At 75.4% G+C, this 16,371-nt stretch carries 14 protein-coding genes; 8 read left to right on the top strand and 6 right to left on the bottom strand.

All coding sequences use genetic code 11. The annotated features are described in order from the left end of the window. The first annotated feature begins 19 nt into the window (after positions 1-19). The 3 genes from FB457_RS05790 to FB457_RS35115 all read left to right on the top strand — a co-directional run bounded on the left by FB457_RS05790 (position 20) and on the right by FB457_RS35115 (position 4,712). On the top strand, positions 20-2,920 hold the full coding sequence (locus FB457_RS05790; protein ID WP_145781049.1) for a DEAD/DEAH box helicase: 2,901 nt from the start codon (positions 20-22) through the stop codon (positions 2,918-2,920). Continuing rightward, positions 2,917-4,230 carry an SWF or SNF family helicase gene (locus tag FB457_RS05785; RefSeq protein WP_145781047.1) on the top strand — a complete coding sequence of 438 codons (1,314 nt, stop codon included), beginning with the start codon at positions 2,917-2,919 and terminating at the stop codon, positions 4,228-4,230. The genes FB457_RS05790 and FB457_RS05785 overlap by 4 nt, the downstream gene beginning before the upstream one ends. Positions 4,231-4,340: 110 nt before the next feature. Further along, positions 4,341-4,712, top strand: a complete 372-nt coding sequence (locus tag FB457_RS35115; protein ID WP_052770210.1) for an alpha/beta fold hydrolase — start codon at positions 4,341-4,343, stop codon at positions 4,710-4,712. 69 nt (positions 4,713-4,781) lie between these two features. On the opposite strand, the gene FB457_RS05775 is transcribed toward FB457_RS35115, so the two are convergent. Continuing rightward, positions 4,782-5,945 (bottom strand): citrate synthase/methylcitrate synthase, encoded by a 1,164-nt coding sequence (locus FB457_RS05775; protein WP_047014578.1) that lies wholly within the window; start codon positions 5,943-5,945, stop codon positions 4,782-4,784. Between the two features lie 93 nt (positions 5,946-6,038). Between FB457_RS05775 and FB457_RS05770 the strand changes: the two genes are divergently transcribed. The 4 genes from FB457_RS05770 to FB457_RS05755 all read left to right on the top strand — a co-directional run bounded on the left by FB457_RS05770 (position 6,039) and on the right by FB457_RS05755 (position 9,849). Then, on the top strand, positions 6,039-7,301 hold the full coding sequence (locus FB457_RS05770) for a citrate synthase (protein ID WP_047014579.1): 1,263 nt from the start codon (positions 6,039-6,041) through the stop codon (positions 7,299-7,301). Positions 7,302-7,433: 132 nt separating this feature from the next. Continuing rightward, the gene (locus FB457_RS05765) at positions 7,434-8,228 is read left to right on the top strand and encodes a basic amino acid ABC transporter substrate-binding protein (protein ID WP_047014580.1); all 795 of its coding nucleotides are present in this window, start codon (positions 7,434-7,436) and stop codon (positions 8,226-8,228) included. Then, on the top strand, positions 8,225-9,052 hold the full coding sequence (locus tag FB457_RS05760) for an amino acid ABC transporter permease (RefSeq protein ID WP_145781044.1): 828 nt from the start codon (positions 8,225-8,227) through the stop codon (positions 9,050-9,052). The genes FB457_RS05765 and FB457_RS05760 overlap by 4 nt, the downstream gene beginning before the upstream one ends. Further along, on the top strand, positions 9,049-9,849 hold the full coding sequence (locus FB457_RS05755; protein WP_145781041.1) for an amino acid ABC transporter ATP-binding protein: 801 nt from the start codon (positions 9,049-9,051) through the stop codon (positions 9,847-9,849). The genes FB457_RS05760 and FB457_RS05755 overlap by 4 nt, the downstream gene beginning before the upstream one ends. Before the next feature lie 11 nt (positions 9,850-9,860). On the opposite strand, the gene FB457_RS05750 is transcribed toward FB457_RS05755, so the two are convergent. The 3 genes from FB457_RS05750 to xylA form a co-directional block, all read right to left on the bottom strand. Next, positions 9,861-10,736, bottom strand: a complete 876-nt coding sequence (locus tag FB457_RS05750) for an alpha/beta hydrolase family protein (protein ID WP_145781039.1) — start codon at positions 10,734-10,736, stop codon at positions 9,861-9,863. A gap of 58 nt (positions 10,737-10,794) precedes the next feature. Next, positions 10,795-11,247: a hypothetical protein gene (locus FB457_RS05745; RefSeq protein ID WP_486588931.1), complete on the bottom strand. Its 453-nt coding sequence runs from the start codon at positions 11,245-11,247 to the stop codon at positions 10,795-10,797. 390 nt (positions 11,248-11,637) lie between these two features. Further along, the gene (gene xylA, locus FB457_RS05740; protein WP_047014583.1) at positions 11,638-12,801 is read right to left on the bottom strand and encodes a xylose isomerase; all 1,164 of its coding nucleotides are present in this window, start codon (positions 12,799-12,801) and stop codon (positions 11,638-11,640) included. A gap of 102 nt (positions 12,802-12,903) precedes the next feature. Between xylA and xylB the strand changes: the two genes are divergently transcribed. Next, the gene (gene xylB, locus FB457_RS05735; protein ID WP_145781037.1) at positions 12,904-14,325 is read left to right on the top strand and encodes a xylulokinase; all 1,422 of its coding nucleotides are present in this window, start codon (positions 12,904-12,906) and stop codon (positions 14,323-14,325) included. A 99-nt stretch (positions 14,326-14,424) separates the two neighbouring features. Here xylB and FB457_RS05730 read toward each other — a convergent pair whose 3' ends face one another. After that, the gene (locus FB457_RS05730; protein ID WP_047014585.1) at positions 14,425-15,216 is read right to left on the bottom strand and encodes a DeoR/GlpR family DNA-binding transcription regulator; all 792 of its coding nucleotides are present in this window, start codon (positions 15,214-15,216) and stop codon (positions 14,425-14,427) included. 59 nt (positions 15,217-15,275) lie between these two features. Next, positions 15,276-16,313: a 4-hydroxythreonine-4-phosphate dehydrogenase PdxA gene (gene pdxA, locus FB457_RS05725; protein WP_047014586.1), complete on the bottom strand. Its 1,038-nt coding sequence runs from the start codon at positions 16,311-16,313 to the stop codon at positions 15,276-15,278. Positions 16,314-16,371: the final 58 nt, after the last annotated feature.

Raw genomic sequence — 16,371 nt, 5'->3', positions numbered from 1 at the left:
TTGAGGAGTGCGTCCGTACGTGACCGCCCTTCCCCCGCTCTCCCGCTGCGCCGCCCTTTTCCTCCCCGCCGACCCCGCCCGCACCGGCCGGATGGCCTTCTGGCTCCCGGACGACGACCGGGCCTCCGGCCAGGGGCCCGACCCCGCCGCAGGCCCGCCCGACCACCCCCGCGGCACCCGCACCGCGCTGACCGTCGCAGGACCGGGCGGCGGCACCCGCGAGGTGCCGGCGCTGCTGCTGCCCGCCGCGGACGCGGTGCCCGTGCTCACCCGCGCCCGGGCGGCGCACGCCGCCGGCGCGGACGGCGTGCACCCGGCCGCCGTCTTCTGGGGCACCGCCGCGCTGCTGGCGCTGCGCCTCGCCGCCCGCGGCAAGCTGCTGCCGGGGCTGAGCATGGGCGCGTACGACGCCTGGCGCTGCGGCCCGCTGGGCGAGGACGACGTACGGGACCTGCGGGAGCTGGCGGCGGCGATGCCGCCGGAGGCGCACGCGGCACCGCAGCCGCGGGACGGCGCCCCGGACACGGACCCCGTGCTCCTCCCCGGCCCCGAGCACCTGGTCCGCGCCTTCCTCGACGCCGTCGCCGACGGCCTCCCCCGCTCCCCCGCCGCCGTCCTGGCGGCCGGCGGCCGGGCCTTCGCCGCGCCCGAGCCGCGGCACGTCCCCGAGCAGCGCGCCTGGGCCGACGACGTCGCAGCCGGGCACGACGCCGGGGTACGGGTCTCGCTCCGCGTCGACATGGACACCACCGGCGACCGCCCCGCCTTCCGGGCCGTCGTCCAGCTCCACGGCACCTCCGATCCCACCCTCCTCGCCGACGCCGCCGACGTGTGGGCCGGCACCGCGGCCCACTTCGGCCCCGGTGCCCGCATGCAGGCCCTGCTCACCCTGCGCCGCGCCGCCCGCGCCTGGGACGCGCTCACCCCGCTGCTCTCGGCCGCCGTGCCCGACGCCGTCGACCTCGGCGACGACGACCTCGCCGCCCTCCTCGGCCCCGGCGCCCGCGACCTGGCCGCCGCCGGCGTGGAGATCCACTGGCCCCGTCACCTGACCCGGCACCTCACCGCCCGCGCCGTCGTCGGCCCCGCCGACGACCCGGACGGCCGCCACCCCGGCCCGTCCTACCTCACCGCCGACGCCCTCGTCGCCTTCGGCTGGCGCTACGCGGTCGGTGACGTGGAGCTGACCCGCGCCGAGCTGGACCGGCTCGCCGAGGCGGCCCGCCCGGTGGTGCGGCTGCGCGACCACTGGGTGCTCGTCGACCCCGAGTCCGTACGCCGCGCACTGGACCGCAAGGACGCCGACCTGACGCCCGTCGACGCCCTCGGCGCGGCGCTCACCGGGGAGATCGACGACCCGGCCGTGCCCGGCGGGCGGGTCGAGGTCGCCGCGAGCGGCTGGCTCGACACGCTGCGCAAGCGCATCGCGGACCCCGAGGAGCAGAGCGAGCCGACCGCCCCGCCCGCCGCCCTCGCCGCGACGCTGCGCGACTACCAGTTGCGCGGGCTCGGCTGGCTGCGCCGCATGACCTCGCTCGGCCTCGGCGGGTGCCTCGCCGACGACATGGGCCTGGGCAAGACCATCACGCTCATCTCCCTCCACCTCGACCGGCAGGAACGGGAGGAGACCGCGGGCCCGACGCTGGTGGTCTGCCCGGCGTCGCTGCTCGGCAACTGGCAGCGCGAGATCGAGCGCTTCGCGCCCGGCACCCCCGTGCGCCGCTTCCACGGCGGCGGGCGGTCGCTGGAGGCGCTGGCGGACGGCGAGTTCGTGCTGACGACGTACGGGACGATGCGGCTCGACGCCGGGCGGCTGGCGGAGGCGGGCTGGTCGCTCGTCGTCGCCGATGAGGCGCAGCACGTCAAGAACCCCTTCTCCGCGACCGCGAAGGCGCTGCGCACCATCCCCTCCCGGGCGCGGGTCGCGCTGACCGGCACGCCGGTGGAGAACAACCTCTCCGAGCTGTGGGCGATCCTCGACTGGACGACGCCCGGACTGCTGGGCCCGCTGCGGAGGTTCCGTACGCGCTACGCGGACGCCGCGGAATCGGGCGCGGGTCGGTCGGGCGGGAGCGAAGGAGACGGCGACACCGCCGAGCGGCTCGCCCGGCTCGTCCGCCCCTTCCTGCTCCGCCGCCGCAAGTCCGACCCGGGCATCGCGCCGGAGCTGCCGCGCAAGACCGAGACCGACCTGGCGGTGGCGCTGACGGTGGAGCAGGCCGGCCTGTACGAGGCGGTGGTGCGCGAGACGCTCGCGGCGATCACCGAGGCGGACGCGATGACCAGACGCGGGCTGATCCTGAAGCTGATGACGGCGCTGAAGCAGATCTGCAACCACCCCGCGCAGTATCTGAAGGAGGAGGCCCCGCGCATCCCCGGCCGCTCGGGGAAGCTCGAACTCCTCGACGAGTTGCTGGACGTGATCCTCGCCGAGGGCGGCAGCGCGCTGGTCTTCACCCAGTACGTGCAGATGGCCCGGCTGCTCGGGACCCATCTCGCGGCCCGCGGCGTCCCCGCCCAACTGCTGCACGGCGGCACACCGGTGCCCGAACGCGAGGAGCTGGTACGGCGCTTCCAGGACGGCGAAGTGCCGGTCTTCCTGCTCTCGCTGAAGGCCGCCGGCACGGGCCTCAACCTCACCCGCGCGGGACACGTCGTGCACTACGACCGCTGGTGGAACCCCGCCGTCGAGGCGCAGGCCACCGACCGCGCGTACCGCATCGGGCAGACGCAGCCCGTGCAGGTGCACCGGCTGGTCGCCGAGGGCACGATCGAGGACCGCATCGCGCAGATGCTGCAGCACAAGCAGGGCCTCGCGGACGCCGTACTCGGCGGCGCCGGCGAGGCGGCGATCACCGAACTGTCCGACGGGCAACTGGCGGAGCTGGTCCGGCTGGCCGGGCCGCGAGGGGGCGAGTGATGACGGAGCGGGAGGAGCTGACCTTCGAGGCGCTGCCGCCGAGCCGGGGGCGCGGGTTCGCCCACACGTGGTGGGGGCGGGCCTGGCAGAAGGCGCTGGAGGACACGGTGCTGGACGGCACGCTGCTGCGCCGCGGGCGCAAGCACGCGCGCGCGGGCGCGGTGGGCGCGGTCGCGGTGCGGCCGGGGCGGCTCACGGCGCGGGTGCTGGGCGAGGACCGTACGCCGTACCGCACCGATGTGCTGGTGCAGCAGCTCGACGACGCCGACTGGGAGCGGCTGCTGGACACGATCGCCGACCGCGCGGGACACATCGCGGCGCTGCTGGACCGGGACATGCCGCCGGAGCTGGACGAGGACGCGGCGGCGGCCGGGGTGTCGCTCCTGCCGGGGATCGGCGACCTGCAGCCGGAGTGCGGCTGCGGGGAGTGGGACCACTGCGAGCACACGGCGGCACTCAGCTACCTGGTGGCGCGGCTGCTGGACGCGGACCCGTTCGTGCTGCTGCTGATGCGGGGGCGGGGCGAGGCGCGGCTGCTGGCGGACCTCCAGGAGCGGAGCGCGGCGCGGGCGGAGCAGGAGGCGGGGTCCGCGGGGTCCGCGGTCCCGGCGGTGGCCGCGGGGGTACGGGCGGACGAGGCGTACGCGGCGCCTCCGCGCCCCTTGCCGCCCGCCGTGGGGCCGGTCGCGGAGGCGGGGACGCCCCCGGTGCTCACCGGCGGCGCGGAGCCGGCGGCGGGACTGGACGTGGCGGCGCTGGAGTTCCTGGTCGCGGACACGGCGGTACGGGCCCGCCGGCTGCTGGCCGACGCCCTGGCGCCGGACCACGCGGGGGCGCCGCTGCCGCCGGAGCTGACGGAGTCGCAGGACGCGGTACGGATGGCGGCGACGGCGAAGTCCGCGGGCCCGGGAGACGGTTCGGACGCCGACGCGGGCGGCGCGGCGGCGCGGATCGCCGTCCGGCTGGCGCGGGGCAGCGGGCGGGACCGGGGCGGCATGGAGCGTGCGGTACGGGCCTGGCGCCACGGCGGTGCCGCGGGCCTCGCGGTGCTGGAGGACGAATGGACCCCGGACCCGGCGGCCCTGGCCCGCGCCACGGACCAGTTGGCCGCCGCCTGGGCCCCGGACACCCGCCCCCGCCTCCGCGCCACGGGCACCCGCTGGACGGCGGTGGGCCGCGGCGCCCAGCTCCGCTACGGCCCCGACGGCCGCTGGTGGCCGTACCGCAAGGAGGGCACCACCTGGACCCCGGCGGGCCCTCCGGCCCCGGACCCGGCGGCAGCCCTGGCCATGGTCCTGGAAGACGCCTGACGCCGCAGGCGGACCTCGCCACAGGCGGACCACGCCCCGATTCGCTCACCGCCCGCTGGGACGCCGGGCTGCCCGCCGGCCGGGACCCCGACGCGCGCCGCGACCCGGCGGTGCGCGCCGCGTACCGCGAGCCCGCCCTGCGCCACGGTCCCCCGGCCGGGACCGCAACAGCACCCGGCGGCCAGCCCGCCCCTCCGGCCTTCCGCAACCCGACCGGGCCGCTCGTCGACGCCTTCTACCTCGCGCAGGGGCGGCAGTTCTACGACGCCGGCCTCATCCGCGCCCGGACCCTCGTGCTCCGCGGCGAGGACGACTTCTGGTCCCGGCCCGAGGACGCCGAACTGCTCGGCCGCCACCTCACCCGCGCCGCGGAGGCCCGGGTGCGTACGCTGCCCGGCGCCTCCCACTACCTCCACCTGGAGCGGCCCGGCTTCGGCCGCGACCGGCTGCTGGCGGAGGTGCGGGACTTCCTCTCCGGCTGACCGCCCCGGGGGCGCCCCCGTCGGCCGCCATCCGCGGCGGGGCCGCGGCGGCGCGGGCGCGCTCGGCGCTCAGGCCGCCCGCGGGACCGGCTGCGGCGGCGGGGGCCCCACGTAACGGGCCGCCGGGCGGATGATCTTGGGGTCCTCCGCCTGCTCCAGGACGTTCGCGCTCCAGCCCACCACCCGCGCCGCCGCGAACGTCGGCGTGAACATGTCCCGCGGCAGCCCGCACTGCTCCATGACCACGCCCGCGTAGAACTCCACGTTCGTGTGCAGTTCCCGCCCCGGCTTCAGCTCCGCGAGTATCTCCACCACCCGCCGCTCGACCTCGACCGCGAACTCCACCAGCGGCCCGCCGAACGACTCCGCGAACCCCCGCAGCAGCCGCGAGCGCGGGTCCTCCGTGCGGTAGACCGCGTGCCCGAAGCCCATGATCCGCTCGCCCGCCAGCACCCGTTCGCGGATCCACGGGTCGATGCGGTCCGGCGTGCCGATGGCGTCGAGCGCGTCCAGCGCACGGCTCGGCGCGCCGCCGTGCAGCGGCCCGGAGAGGGCGCCGATCGCGCCGACGAGGCACGCCGCCAGGTCCGCGCCGGTGGACGCGATCGTACGGGCGGTGAAGGTCGAGGCGTTGAAGCCGTGGTCGACGGTGGAGATCAGGTACGCCTCGATCGCCCGCGCGCGGGCGGGGTCCGGTTCCTCGCCGGTGAGCATGTACAGGTAGTTGGCCGCGTACGGCAGGTCGTCGCGCGGCTCGACGGGTTCCTGCCCCTGCCCGATGCGGTGCAGCGCGGTCAGCAGCGTGGGCACCCTCGCGCACGCGGCGAGCGCGTTCTCGCGGCGCTGGGCCGGCGTCAGGTCGTACAGCGGCCGGAAGTCCGCCGCCGCGCCCGCCTGGGAGAGCGCGGTGCGCAGCCCGGCGAGCGGGCCCGCGAGCACACTGGAGCGGGCGATGCCCGGCAGCGCGTCGCGCAGGTCCGGCGGCAGGTGGCGCAGCGCGGCGGTGCGCGCGGTGAACGCGGCACGCTGCGCGGCGTCCGGCAGCTCGCCCTCGAACATCAGGTGCCAGACGTCCTCGAAGGTGCGCTCGCGGGCGAGGTCCACCGCGGAGTACTGGCGGTAGTGGTAGAAGCCCTCGCGTCCGCGTACGTCGCCCAGCCGGGTCTCGGTGACGACGACGCCGCTGAGCCCCCGCGGGGCGGGGGCCGGGGCGTCGGCCCTGGTTGTGGCCATGCCGATCTTCCTCTCTCCTCTATTGATTCGACTGTCCACCCTTGATTCAATGGCTGTCAATCTTGATTGAATCAACATAGAAGGGAGGAGACGATGGCCGAGGAGACGCGGGACGCGCTGACCACGCGCGAGGCCGCCGAGCGGCTGGGCGTGAAGCCCGAGACCGTCTACGCCTACGTCAGCCGCGGCCTGCTGAGCAGCAGCAAGGCGCCCGGGGGCCGCGGCAGCCTCTTCGACGCCCGCGAGGTCGACGCCCTGGCGCGCCGCCACCGCCGCCCGCACGCCGCCGTGGCCACCGCCCCCGCCACCGGGGAGGACGGCGAGACGCCTGCCGGCACCCCGGTCCGTACGGGCATCACGCTCATCGAGCGCGACCGCTACTTCTTCCGCGGCGTCGACGCCACCGCCCTGGCCGCCGCGTACGGCTACGAGGAGGTCGCCGGCTGGCTGTGGACCGGCCGGCTCACCCCCGGCGTCCGCTTCACCGCACCGCCCGGGCTGCTGGCCGCCGCGACGGCCGCCGTCGCCGCGCTCCCCGCCCACGCCGGCCCCGTCGACCGGCTGCGCGCCGCCGTGGTCGCGGCCGCGGCGGCCGACCCGCTGCGCTTCGACCTCGCGGACGACGCCGTCCGCGCCACCGCCCGCGGCCTGGTCGCCACCATGGCCACCGCGCTCCCCCTGACCGGCCCCGCGCACGCCCCGGACGCGCCCGTGGCCCGCCGGCTGTGGGCGCGGCTGACGGCGCTGCCGCCCGACGCCGGCTCCGTACGCTGCCTGGACACCGCGCTCACCCTCCTCATCGACCACGACCTGGCGGCCTCCACCCTCGCCACCCGCGTCGCCGCCTCCGCCCGCGCGCACCCGTACGCCGTCGTCACCACCGGGCTCGGCGCCCTCGACGGCCCGCTGCACGGCGCCGCGAGCGGCCTCGCGCACCGCATGCTCGCCGAGGCGCTGGCGCGCGGCAGCGCCGCCGCCGTGGTCTCCGACCACCTGCGCGCCGGGCGGCGCGTCCCGGGCCTGGGGCACCGGCTGTACGCGGGCGAAGACCCGCGCGCCGAAGTACTGTTCGCGCTCCTGGACGGGATCCCGCGGGCCGCCGCGGCGCTGGCCGCCGCCCGGGAGGTCGCCGAGATCACCGCGAGGGACGTGCCCGTACGGCCGAACGTCGATCTGGCGCTGGCCGTGCTGTCCGTGTCGGCCGGTATGCCGGCGGAGGCGGGCGAGACGGTGTTCGCGGTGGCGCGTACGGCCGGATGGGTCGCGCATGCGCTGGAGGAGTACGCCGAGCGCCCCCTGCGCATGCGTCCGAGCGGCCGCTACACCGGTCCGCCCCCGGCACAACCCCTCCCATAGGGAGCGTTACGGATCATGTGAACGGCTCCGTTACATGCTCGCAATGACCGGGGCGGCGACACGCGCGTAGACCGGTGGCAGGATCGCAGTCCCAGCAGCACATCTATTGCGCCGACCTGCCCAGGAGGCATCGTGTCGTACCGCCCCCCGCTGCCGCTCATAGCCATCGGCGCGGCGGCCGTGCTCCTCGCCGGGTGCAGCAGCACCGAGAAGTCCGGGCAGAGCGGTGAAGTATCGCTCGTCGAGAACGGGAAGCTGCTCAACTGCACCGGCCTGCCGTACGAGCCCTTCGAGTACCAGGACAAGAAGAGCGGCGACATCGTCGGCTTCGACATCGAGCTGATCGACCTCGTCGCGAAAGAGCTGGACGTCAAGCAGGAAGTCATCGACACGCCCTTCGAAGGCATCGAGTCCGGCGCGGTGTTCGCCTCCAACAAGTGCGACCTGTCCGCGGCCGGGATGACCATCACGGACGAGCGGAAGAAGAAGTTCGCCTTCTCCGACCCGTACTTCGACGCCACGCAGGCGCTCGCGACGAAGAAGGGCTCGGGGCTCGACTCGCTGGAGGCGCTGAAGGGCAAGCGTCTCGGCGTGCAGATGGACACCACGGGCCAGATGTACGCGCAGGAGAACGCCGAGGGCGTCGAGGTGAAGGACTACGAGGACCTCGGGCTGCAGTTGCAGGCGCTGGAGGGCGGCCAGATCCCGGCCGCGATCAACGACAACGGCGTCCTCTACGACTGGGTGAAGGACCGGCCGGACTTCGAGGTCTCCACCGAGTTCGACACCGGCGAGCAGTACGGCATCGGCGTCGGCAAGGACAACAAGGAACTGCTGAAGGTGATCAACGACGTTCTCGCGAAGGCGAAGGACGACGGCACGTACGACAAGATCTACCAGAAGTGGTTCGGCGAGGCGCCCCAGTGAAAGAGCCCGACAATCCCGGCAACAAGCCCGCGGGGAGCCGGTCCCTGACGCGGCGCCAGCGGGCGCGGCTGGCGCGCGGCGCGCAGTACGGGGTGCTGCTCGCCGCGGCCGTCGCGATCGGCCTGCTGGCCGACTGGGGCGAGGTCAAGGACGCGTTCTTCAACCTCGACGTCGCGGAGAACCAGTTCCCCGACGTCATCACGACCGCGCTCGTCAACACGGTCACGTACACGGCGCTCGGCTTCGTCTTCGGGCTGGGGCTCGGGCTGCTGCTGGCGCTGATGAAGCTGTCGTCCGTACCGCCGAACCGGTGGCTGGCGACCGCGTACATCGAACTCTTCCGCGGCGTGCCCGCGCTGCTGGTGTTCATCGCCCTGGGCTACGGCGTGCCGCTGGCCTTCAAGGTGAACATCAACCTGCTGCTCACCACGATGCTCGCGCTCGGCCTGGTCGGCGCCGCGTACATGGCGGAGACCATCCGCGCGGGCATCCAGGCCGTGCCGAAGGGGCAGGTGGAAGCGGCCAGGTCGCTGGGCATGTCGCAGACGCGGGCGATGATCACGATCGTGATCCCGCAGGCGTTCCGCATCGTGCTGCCGCCGCTGACGAACGAGCTGATCCTGCTCACCAAGGACTCCTCGCTCGTCTACGTGCTGGGGCTGACCGTGGACGAGCAGGAGCTGACGAAGTTCGGCCGCGACGCGCTCAACGACAATCTGAGCCTGACGCCGATCCTCGTCGCGGGGCTGTGCTACCTCATCATCACCATCCCCCTCGGGCATCTCGTCCGACGGCTAGAGGCGAAGGCGGCGAAGGCGCGGTGACCACGGAGGACAAGACGGGGGACACGGCCGCCCAGGGAGCGCCGGCCATCAGCGTCGAGGGGCTGCACAAGTCCTTCGGCGACCTGGAGGTGCTCGGCGGCATCGACCTGACGGTCGCGCGCGGCGAGGTGGTGTGCGTCATCGGGCCCTCGGGCTCCGGCAAGTCGACGCTGCTGCGCTGCGTGAACATGCTGGAGGAGCCGAGCGCGGGGCGGATCACCGTGGCCGGCGCCGAAGTCACCGACCCGGACGTCGACATCGACCGGGTGCGGCGCCGGATCGGCATGGTCTTCCAGTCGTTCAACCTCTTCCCGCATCTGACGGTGCTGGACAACCTCACCATCGCGCAGCGGCGGGTGCTCGGGCGCAGCCGGCCGGAGGCGCAGGAGGTCGCGCGGGCCAACCTGGTGCGGGTGGGGCTGACCGAGAAGGAGGCATCGTACCCGGCGCAGTTGTCCGGCGGGCAGCAGCAGCGGGTGGCGATCGCGCGGGCGCTGTCGATGGAGCCGGAGCTGATGCTCTTCGATGAGCCGACCTCCGCGCTCGACCCCGAACTGGTCGGCGACGTGCTGGCGGTGATGCGGCACCTCGCGGACGAGGGCATGACGATGCTGGTGGTCACGCACGAGATGAGCTTCGCGCGGGAGGTGGCGGACCGGGTGGTCTTCATGGACGAGGGCACCATCGTGGAGCAGGGCGTGCCGGAGCAGGTGATCGGCAAGCCGCAGCACCGGCGGACGCGGACGTTCCTGGCGCGGGTGCTGGACCCGGCGGCGGCGGAGGTCGCGGAGCTGTAGGGCCTACGGGCTCAGGCGGCCCGTACGCCGCCGAACTCGTCGAAGAAGCCGCGTACGGCCGCCGAGGCGTCGTACGCGTCGCTGCCCGAGCCGTCGGCGTGCCCGCCGAGCAGCGGGTCGGGCGTGCCCGGCCAGGCGTGGCCCAGGGACGCGACGGCGACGAGGCGTACGGGCTCACGGCCCGCGGCGTCGCGGTGGCGGAACTCCGTGACGCCGGGCGCGGATTCGGCCCGTACCGGCTCGGCCGCGCAGCCCGCGGCCCCGGCCCAGCGGCCGACGGCGTCCGGCACGGGCTCGTCCCAGCGGGGGCCGGCCGCGCCGCGGTACGGGTTGGTGGCGTCCCGCAGCCCGTGGACGGCGAGCAGCGGCGGTGCGGTGTCGCCGGGGCCGCCCGGGCGGCGTACGCCCCCGACGCAGGCGACGGACGCGAGGCGGTCGCCGAAGGCGACGGCGGCGTGGCTCGCGAGCCGGGCGCCGCCGGAGAAACCGGAGAGGTGGCGGCGGGCGGGGTCGAGCGGGAGCATGCAGTCGAGGGTGTCGAGCAGCGCGGCGAGGAAGGCGACGTCGTCGACGCCGGCGGCCTCGTCCCGTATCCGCTCCTCCCCCGCCAGCGGCACCCCGGGCAGGGACCAGGCCCAGCCGCCCTGATAGGGCAGCGCTCCCTGGGGCGCTGCGACGGCGTATCCGCGCGCGGCCAGCTCGCCGAGGCCGCTGCCGCGGAGCTGGGCGGCCGGGCCGAGGCCGCTGGGGTGCAGGTCGACGACGAGCGGCGCGGGGCGGTCACGCGGGCCGGGCTCCGGCCGCAGCAGGAGGAAGCGCCGGCGGCGCCCGCCGTACGTCAACTCGTGCCGCTCGGCTCGCCGTACGGTCTCCGCCCGGGTCGTCATGGTGATCGATCCTACGGCGGCCGGCGGCGCGACCCCGCGGCGGCCTGGGGCCTGTGTCCTAGGAGATGCCCTCCGGCAGCAGCTCCGTGGGGATGTCCTCGGGGCTCAGGCCGCTGGGCAGGTCGTCGAGGTCGAGGCCGCTGGGCAGCAGCTCGGTCGGGATGTCCTCGGGGTTCAGGCCGCTGGGCAGGTCCTCGGGGTCCAGGCCGCTGGGCAGCAGCTCGGTCGGGATGTCCTCGGGGAGCTTGGGGTCGTCGGGACCGGCGGACGGGCTCTCGCTGGGCGGCGGCTTGCAGGCGCACGTCCCCTCGTCGTCGTCACCGCCGCTGACGAGCGCGTACGTCAGACCGACGCCGCCGGCGAGCACCACGACCACCGCGGCCGCCGGGAGCCACCGCTTCCTGCCGCCGCCGTCGGGCGGCGGGGGCGGGGCGGGCCAGTGCTGGGTGCTGCTGCCGAGCGGGGGTGTGTGGTCCGGCGGCGGGGCGTCTGCGGGCGGCGGGTAACTCATGGCCCCAGCTTCGCCCGCGGTGGCGGCGGAAGGGATGGCTCCGCCGGGCTCGTGACAGGGTTGCGACACTCCGCCGCCGGTCAGAGAGCCGCGGCGGCCCTGCGGGCGGCGTGAGGGCCCGTGCCCGGCCGACGGCCGATGGGCGCCGGGCCGGGGCCCGCCTGTCTGCCGCCGGCGGGCGTGCACCCGGCCTTCTGCCGGAGGGGCGGCCTACCCTGGGGCGGGTGTGCGGGGGACGTGCGGTGACTTACCGGGATTCGGGGGCGTACGGGCCGCTCGCCGGCATTCCCCGGCGGCGCGGCCCGTACGCCGTCCTGCGGCGTCAGACGCCCAGGACGTGGTCCATCCCTGCGGCGTCAGACGCCCAGGATGTGGTCCATCCCTGCGACGTCAGACGCCCAGGAGGTGGTCCATCGCGAGCTGGTCCAGGTGTTCGAAGGCCATCCCGCGCCGCGCCGCCGCCTCCGGGTCGAAGTCCTCGTACGCGCCCCGGTCCGCGAGCAGCCCGGCGAGGCCGGAGTCGTCCGCGGTGGGCTGCGCCAGCTCGTCCAGCCGCGAGGCGCGGAGCGCCTCCTGCACCGCGGGGTCGGCGCGGAAGGCCGCGGCGCGCTCCTTGAGGATGAGGTAGTTGCGCATGCAGCCCGCGGCCGACGCCCACACGCCCTCCTTGTCCTCGGTGCGCGGCGGCTTGAAGTCGAAGGTCTTCGGACCCGCGTAGCCGGCCGTCTCCAGCAGGTCCACCAGCCAGAACGCGGCGCGCACGTCCCCGGCGCCGAAGCGCAGGTCCTGGTCGTACTTGATGCCGTTCTGGCCGTTGAGGTCGATGTGGAACAGCTTCTCCGCCCACAGGGCCTGGGCGATGCCGTGCGGGAAGTTGAGCCCGGCCATCTGCTCGTGCCCGACCTCGGGGTTGACGCCGTAGAGCTCGGGGCGCTCCAGCCGCTCGATGAAGGCCAGCACGTGGCCGACGGTGGGCAGCAGGATGTCGCCGCGCGGCTCGTTGGGCTTCGGCTCGATGGCGAACTTCAGGTCGTAGCCCTGCCCGGTGACGTACTCGCCGAGCAGGTCGAAAGCCTCCTTCATCCGGTCGAGCGCGACCCGCACGTCCTTCGCCGCGCCAGACTCGGCGCCCTCGCGACCGCCCCAGGCGACGTAAACCTTCGCTCCCAGCTCCACCGCCAGGTCGATGTTGCGAATCGTCTTGCGCAGCGCGTAGCGGCGGACGTCGCGGTCGTTGGCGGTGAAGGCCCCGTCCTTGAAGACGGGGTGGGTGAAGAGGTTCGTGGTAGCCGCGGGGACGGCCATCCCGGTGGCGTCGAGCGCCTGCCGGAAGCGCTTGACGTGCGACTCGCGCTCCGTCTCGGAGGCACCGAAGGGGATCAGGTCGTCGTCGTGGAACGTGACCCCGTACGCCCCGAGATCCGCCAGCCGGCGGACGCTCTCCACCGGGTCGAGCGGCTCGCGGGTCGCGTCGCCGAAGGGATCGCGGCCCTGCCAGCCGACGGTCCACAGACCGAAGCTGAACTTGTCCTCGGGGGTCGGGGTATACGACATGACGGCTCCTTCGGCGGATCTATTTCGTAAGGCCGCTTTACAAAATAGGATGCCGACCGGGTCGGAGGGAAGAGCCGGCCCACGAGTCGCGGAGGACACAGCATGGGGCCCCTCGTCATCGGCGTCGACAGTTCGACGCAGTCCACCAAGGCGCTGGTCGTCGACAGCGAGACCGGGCAGGTGGTGGCGCACGGCCAGGCCGCGCACGTCGTCAGCACCGGCGGCCGGCGGGAGAGCGATCCGGAGCAGTGGTGGGACGCGCTCGGCGCCGCCCTGGCCGCCTGCGGCCCGCCGGCCCGGGAGGCGGCGGCCATCTCGGTGGGCGCGCAGCAGCACGGGCTGGTGACGCTGGACGCCGGCGGGCGTCCGGTACGTCCCGCGCTGCTCTGGAACGACGTGCGCTCCGCCGCGCAGCGCGACCGCCTGGTCACGGAGCTGGGCGGGCCGAAGGGCTGGGCGGAGCGCACCGGCAGCGTGCCGGCCGCCTCCTTCACCGTCACCAAGTGGGCGTGGCTCGCCGAGCAGGAGCCTGAGTCCGCCGCCGCCACCGCGGCCGTCCGGCTGCCGCACGACTACCTCACCGAGCGGCTCACCGGCGAGGCCGTCACCGATCGCGGCGACGCCTCGGGCACCGGCTGGTGGGACGCCGCGACGGAGGCGTACGACAGCGCGACGCTGGAGCACGTCGGCCTCTCCCCCGACCGGCTGCCGCGCGTGGTGCGGCCGGGCGGGGCGGCCGGCACCGTACACGCCGAAGGACTGCCCGTACCCCGCGGCGCCCTCGTCGCCCCCGGCACCGGCGACAACATGGCCGCCGCCCTGGGCCTGGGCCTCGCCGCAGGGCAACCGGTGCTCAGCCTCGGCACCTCCGGCACCGTCTACGCCGTCTCCCGGCACCGCCCCGCCGACCCCACCGGCACCGTCGCGGGCTTCGCCGACGCGCGCGGCGACTGGCTGCCGCTGGCCTGCACCCTCAACTGCACCCAGGCCGTGGACCGGATCGCCGCGCTGCTCAGCCGCTACCGCGAGGAGGTGCAACCCGGTGGCACGGCCGTCGTGCTGCCCTTCCTCGACGGCGAGCGCACCCCCGACCTGCCGCACGCCTCCGGCCTCGTCCACGGGCTGCGCCACGACACCACCCCCGGGCAGGTGCTCCAGGCCGCGTACGACGGCGCGGTGCACGCGCTGCTGACGGCGCTGGCGGAGGTCTCCGGGCCCGACGCCGACCCGGACGCGCCGCTGCTGCTCATCGGCGGCGGGGCGCAGGGCGCCGCGTGGCGGGAGACGGTGCGGCGGCTGTCGGGGCGTGCGGTGCAGGTGCCGCGGGCGCAGGAGCTGGTCGCCCTCGGCGCGGCGGCGCAGGCGGCGGGGCTGCTGCTGGACGAGGACTCGGCGGCGGTGGCCAGGCGCTGGTCCACCGCGGAGGGGCGCACGTACGAGCCGCTGGAGCGGGACGACGCGACCCTGGAGCGGATCGGCGCGGTGCTCGCGGACGCGGGCGCGCTGCTGCGCCGGGCGGACTGAGGGCGTACGGACCGGTGGCGGCAGCTCGGGCCCGGCGGTGTCCGCGCGCCGGCCTGCGCCGCGTACGCCGGGACGGCGGCCGCGTACCGGCGTGGCGGGTCAGCCCGCGCGGACGAACGTCACGCCCGCCGCCGCGCAGCGTTCCGCCAGGTCCTCCGGCGCCTCCGCGTCGGTCACCAGCGTCCAGCCCCGGGGCAGCCGGGTCCACGCCGGGGCGTCGTCGACGACCAGCTTCGTCGCGTCGGCGAGGACCACGACCCGGTGCGCCCGCGCGGCGACGCGCTCCTTGACCGCCGTCTCCTCCAGCGTCGGCTCGCCGACGCCGCGTTCGGGGTCGACGGCGTCGGCGCCGAGGAACGCCACCGAGAACGACAGCCGGTCCAGTGCCAGGTCGGTGAGCGGGCCGACCAGCCCGTGGCTGAGCGGGCGCACGCTGCCGCCGAGCATCACCACGTCGATGTCGGGCGCCCCGGCGAGCAGTTGCGCGGTCTCCAGGCCGCGGGTGACCACGACGCTGCCGCCCGCGTGCACGTCGGCGTCGAGCAACTGGCGGGCCAGCGCCGCGCACGTGGTGCCCGCGTCGACGAACACCGCGCCGCTCTCCGGCACCAGCGCGAGCGCGGCCTCCGCGATCGCGGCCTTCGCGTGCAGCCGGACGAGCGCGCTCTCCCCCACCGGGCGCTCGGGGAACGCCTCGGGCACCACCGCGCCGCCGTAGGTGCGCGTCACCCGGCCGCCCTCGGTGAGCCGGCCCAGGTCGCGCCGTACGGTCGACGGCGACACGGCGAGCGCCGCGGCCAGCTCCTCCACCTGCGTGGTGCCTTCGCGGAGCAGCCGCAGCAGGGCTTCGTGCCGCTCGCGCGTGCCGCGCCGCGCCGTCGGGTGGGCCACACGTGCCTCCGTCTGTCGTGTCCGCCCGCCGCTGCGGGTCCCGCGGCGGGCGGGGTGGGTCAGCCGTACGTCCGGCGGATCCGCTCCGCGAACGGGCTGTAGTCCACGCCCGCGAGATACGCCGAGAGCATTGTGCCGTGATCGGCGCGGCCGGTGCCCGCGATATCGAAGGCCGTGCCGTGGTCGACGGACGTGCGCAGGATCGGCAGCCCGACGGTGACGGAGATGGTGCCGTCGAAGTCGTAGGTCTTGGCGGGGATGTGGCCCTGGTCGTGGAAGTGGGACAGCACGCCGTCGTAGCGGCCGACGAGGCCCTGGTGGAAGACGGAGTCCGCGGGGACGGGCCCGCTGACGTCCAGACCCTCGGCGCGCGCCGCCTCCACGGCGGGGGCGATGTGCACGATCTCCTCGTCGCCGAACGCGCCGTTCTCGCCGCCGTGCGGGTTGATCGCGGCGACCGCCAGCCGGGGCGCCTCGGTACCGAAGACCTGCAGCGCGGTGACCGCCTCGCGGATCGACCTGCCGACGCGCTCCGCGGTGATCTGGTCGAGCGCGGTGCGCAGCGCGACGTGCCGGGTGGTGAAGAAGATGCGCAGGTGGTGGCCTTCGGCCGCGGTGTTGCGCACGACGAACATGGTGTCCTGGCGGGTCACGCCGGTCAGCTCGCCGAGCATCTCGGTGTGGCCGAGGTGCTTCGAGCCGGCCTTCCAGATGGCCTCCTTGTTGATGGGGCCCGTGACGATCCCCGAGACCTTGCCGTCGAGCGCGGCGCGGGTGGCGACCTCGATGGCGGTGACGGCGGCGCGGCCCGCGCGGGCGTCGACCTTGCCCCACTCCGGTACGTCCGTGCCGAGTTCGCCGGTGTCGAAGACGTCGATGACGCCGGGGCCCGCGGGTTCGGCGTCGAAGCCGCTCACCGCGCGCACCTCGGTGTCGAGACCGGCGGCGCGGGCGCCGCGGCGCAGCGCCTCTGCGTCGCCGACGGCGATGCCGTGGTGCCCGGTCTGCCCGGCGACCTCGGCCAGGGTGCGGGCCGTGATCTCCGGGCCGATCCCGACGGGGTCGCCCAGGGTGACGGCGAGGACGGGGCGGGTCATCGGTGGTTCCTCCTCGTGGTGCGGCGGCGCGGTGCGCTCGCCGTCCGGTGGGGTGCGG

Source organism: Streptomyces sp. CNZ287 (assembly GCF_007827615.1).
The sequence above is the reverse complement of the archived record's forward strand: the minus strand, read 5'-3'. Positions and strand labels throughout refer to the sequence as shown.

What these genes read in the sequence shown, in the direction of transcription:
- FB457_RS05775 (WP_047014578.1), bottom strand. Translation starts at nt 5,945, where the DNA reads ATGGCCACAACCAGGGCCGACGCCCCGGCCCCCGCCCCGCGGGGGCTC.
- FB457_RS05770 (WP_047014579.1), top strand. Translation starts at nt 6,039, where the DNA reads ATGGCCGAGGAGACGCGGGACGCGCTGACCACGCGCGAGGCCGCCGAG.
- FB457_RS05750 (WP_145781039.1), bottom strand. Translation starts at nt 10,736, where the DNA reads ATGACGACCCGGGCGGAGACCGTACGGCGAGCCGAGCGGCACGAGTTG.
- FB457_RS05745 (WP_486588931.1), bottom strand. Translation starts at nt 11,247, where the DNA reads ATGAGTTACCCGCCGCCCGCAGACGCCCCGCCGCCGGACCACACACCC.
- xylA (WP_047014583.1), bottom strand. Translation starts at nt 12,801, where the DNA reads ATGTCGTATACCCCGACCCCCGAGGACAAGTTCAGCTTCGGTCTGTGG.
- xylB (WP_145781037.1), top strand. Translation starts at nt 12,904, where the DNA reads ATGGGGCCCCTCGTCATCGGCGTCGACAGTTCGACGCAGTCCACCAAG.
- pdxA (WP_047014586.1), bottom strand. Translation starts at nt 16,313, where the DNA reads ATGACCCGCCCCGTCCTCGCCGTCACCCTGGGCGACCCCGTCGGGATC.